Raw genomic sequence first — 2844 nt, 5'->3', positions numbered from 1 at the left:
CTGCTCGATGCTGCCGCAAGAGGAGGCAGCGCTTGCGCCGCCGCTCGTCAAGCCGCAGACGGAGACATTCGACGTTGTGGAGGCGGCGCGGGGCGACATCCAGACCTATCTGAAAGGCACCGCCATTTTCGCCTCCAGTCAAACCGTATCGCTCTATTTCAAGGAATCGGGCGGAAGAATCAAAACCGTGCTCGTCCAGGTCGGAGACGACGTCAAGGCCGGACAGGCGATCGTCGAGCTCGATGTCGGCGATCTGGAGCTGAGGACGAGGCTGCAGCGGCTTAATGTGGAGCGGGCCGAAATCCTGTACGCGCAGGCGAAAAGCGACGGCTTGAGCGGCAGTGAGCTGCGGCTGCGCCAGATCGACCTGGAACGCGAGCGGATAACGCTTGTCGCTCTTGAGGACCAGCTCTCGAAATCGAAGCTCGTCTCGCCGCAGAGCGGGCGGGTGACGTACCTGGCCGAATTGAAGGCGGGCGACGCCGTCACGGGCTATCAGCCGATAGTAACGGTTGCGGACCCGACCAAGGTCAAGCTAACTTATCAGGCAACCTCCGCGAAGGATCTGCTGGCCGTTCAGCCGAATATGGCGGCTTTCGTGACCTACGGAAACCAGCAGTACGAAGCCCAAGTGCTGCAGGCGCCGTCCAATGCGCCGATGGTGGCGGACAAAGAGCTGGCGGAGAAAAATGCGACGACGCTTGTGCTGGGCCTCGTCAAGCCGATTAAGGGCGCTGTGATGGGGGATTCGGCCGATTTTCAGATTGCGCTCGAGAAAAGAGACGACGTCATCGTGCTTCCCCGCTCGGGCATTCGCACCTATTTGGGCCGCGAGTACGTGCAAATCGCGGAAGGCGAACGGCGGATCGAGGTTGATGTCGAGGTCGGATTGAAGACTCCCACGGAAGTCGAAATCGTTCGCGGTCTGGAGGAAGGCCAACAGGTCATCATGAACAACTAACCGGCAGCGGAAGTCGGCGGGCAGCCGTTCGGCGGCGCCTATCGGGAGGGGGAGCGGATAGTGGCCTTATGGACGATGATTTTGCGGAAAATGGCGAAGAACAAGTGGTTGCAGCTCAACCTGTGGTTCGGTTTGACCGTGTGCGTCGCATTGTTCAGCTCGATGCCGCTTTATTCAAGTGCCATTTTACAGCGAACTTTGTATAAAGAACTGCAGCAGATGCAAATGGCAAAACAAATCTATCCGGGACAGCTGAGGGTCGTTTTGAACACTTCCGGCGTCAAAGATCCGGCCAAGCTGGCGCGCACGATCGAAAGCACCGACGGCTATGTGCTCGGCTTCTCGGGGCGCGTGAACCTCGACATGAAATCCTATTATATCAACCGCTCTACCTCGTCGATGAAGATGTACGGCGCCGACGCGACCGCAGAGGAGAAAAAGCGCGATGTGACCGGAAACCTGCGCGCAGTGTCGGATTTTGAGAAACGGGTGCGGCTTGTGGACGGACGACTGCCGGATCCTGCCCGCAGCGACGACGTATACGAGGTGCTTGTCACCCAATCGTATCTGATTAAGCTGAAGCGCGATCTGAACGAGGAAATTACCGGCCTGAACCGTACAACCGGGCAGACCTTGCGCATACTTCCGGTCGGCATCGTGGATGCGAAGCCGGAGGGGGACCCCTATGCTCCTTTTCCGCTCGACGATTTCGCTTCATCGCTGTTCATGCCGCTGCAGACGTTCGAACGCGAGTTTGTGCTCAGCGGCAAAGCGAAGGTGAGCGGTGTCCGCTATACGCTGGCACTCGATTATACGCAGCTCAAAACGGGCGGGATCGACAACCTTGTCAGCCAGGCTGAAGCCTTGAAACGCTATTTGAAATTGCGTTTCTCCTATAACGCGGAGATGGAGTTTCCGGCGCTTGTGACGATTGAGGCCTATTTGGCGAAAAAGGAGCGGCTTGACCGAACGCTGCTTGCCCTGTACGCGCCGGTCATGTTCATGCTGGCCTTCTACCTCTTCATGACTTCGAATTTGATCATCGAGCGGCAAAAGACCGAAATATCCGTGCTGCGCAGTCGTGGCGCGAGCCGTCTGCAGATCATGCTGGCTTACGCCGCCGAAGGGCTGCTGCTCGGGCTGGCGGCGCTGGCGGCCGGTCCGCCGCTCGGCGTTATGTTTACAAAAGTGCTCGGCGCCTCCGACGGATTCATGTCGTTCGTTAACCGTGCGCCGCTAGAGGTCGCGCTGGACGGCAGCGTGTACCGCATTGCCGCCGCAGCTGTCGCCGGCGCTATTGTATTGACGCTTATACCGGCGTTCCGGGCGACTCGCGCATCCATTGTCGGACACAAGCAGAAGACTGCGAGGATGGACAAAATGCCGTTCTGGCATAAAATCGGCCTCGACGTCATTCTGGTCGCGATAGCCGTTTATCTGCTTTACGGCTTCAACAGCCGGATGGAGGAAATGCGCTCGCTCGCTCTTGAAGCCGGGTCCTTGCAGATGGATCCCTTGCTCTTCCTGATGCCGGCCTTGTTTGCGCTCGGAGGCGGCTTGATTGTGCTGCGGATTTACCCGTGGTTTATCCGGCTGTTGTATACGGCCGGGCGCAAGTGGTGGTCTCCGGCTCTCTATTCCACGCTTGTGCAGATCAGCAGATCGTCCGGTCAGTATTTGACGATTAAAGTCTTCCTGATCATGACCGTCGCGATGGGCTTGTACAGCGCCAGCGCGGCGAGAACGATCAACGACAACATGGAGAACAAAATACGGTACGGGGTTGGAGCGGACGTCGCGCTCACCACGCACTGGATGAACGACGCGCCTCCGCCTGCCACGCCGGGCGGACCCGCGCCTCAGCAGGAAAGCGGGCCGGCGGG

Annotated in this window: 2 protein-coding genes; both read left to right on the top strand. The window is 58.8% G+C overall.

All coding sequences use genetic code 11. The annotated features are described in order from the left end of the window. Positions 1-961 (top strand): efflux RND transporter periplasmic adaptor subunit (locus BG52_RS11250; protein ID WP_081793812.1); only part of this gene is annotated, 961 nt, incomplete at its 5' end. A gap of 60 nt (positions 962-1021) precedes the next feature. Then, on the top strand, positions 1022-2844 hold a 1823-nt coding region (locus tag BG52_RS16515), incomplete at its 3' end, for an FtsX-like permease family protein (RefSeq protein ID WP_036667281.1).

The organism is Paenibacillus darwinianus (assembly GCF_000598065.1).
Classification (GTDB): domain Bacteria; phylum Bacillota; class Bacilli; order Paenibacillales; family Paenibacillaceae; genus Paenibacillus_I; species Paenibacillus_I darwinianus.
The sequence above is the reverse complement of the archived record's forward strand: the minus strand, read 5'-3'. Positions and strand labels throughout refer to the sequence as shown.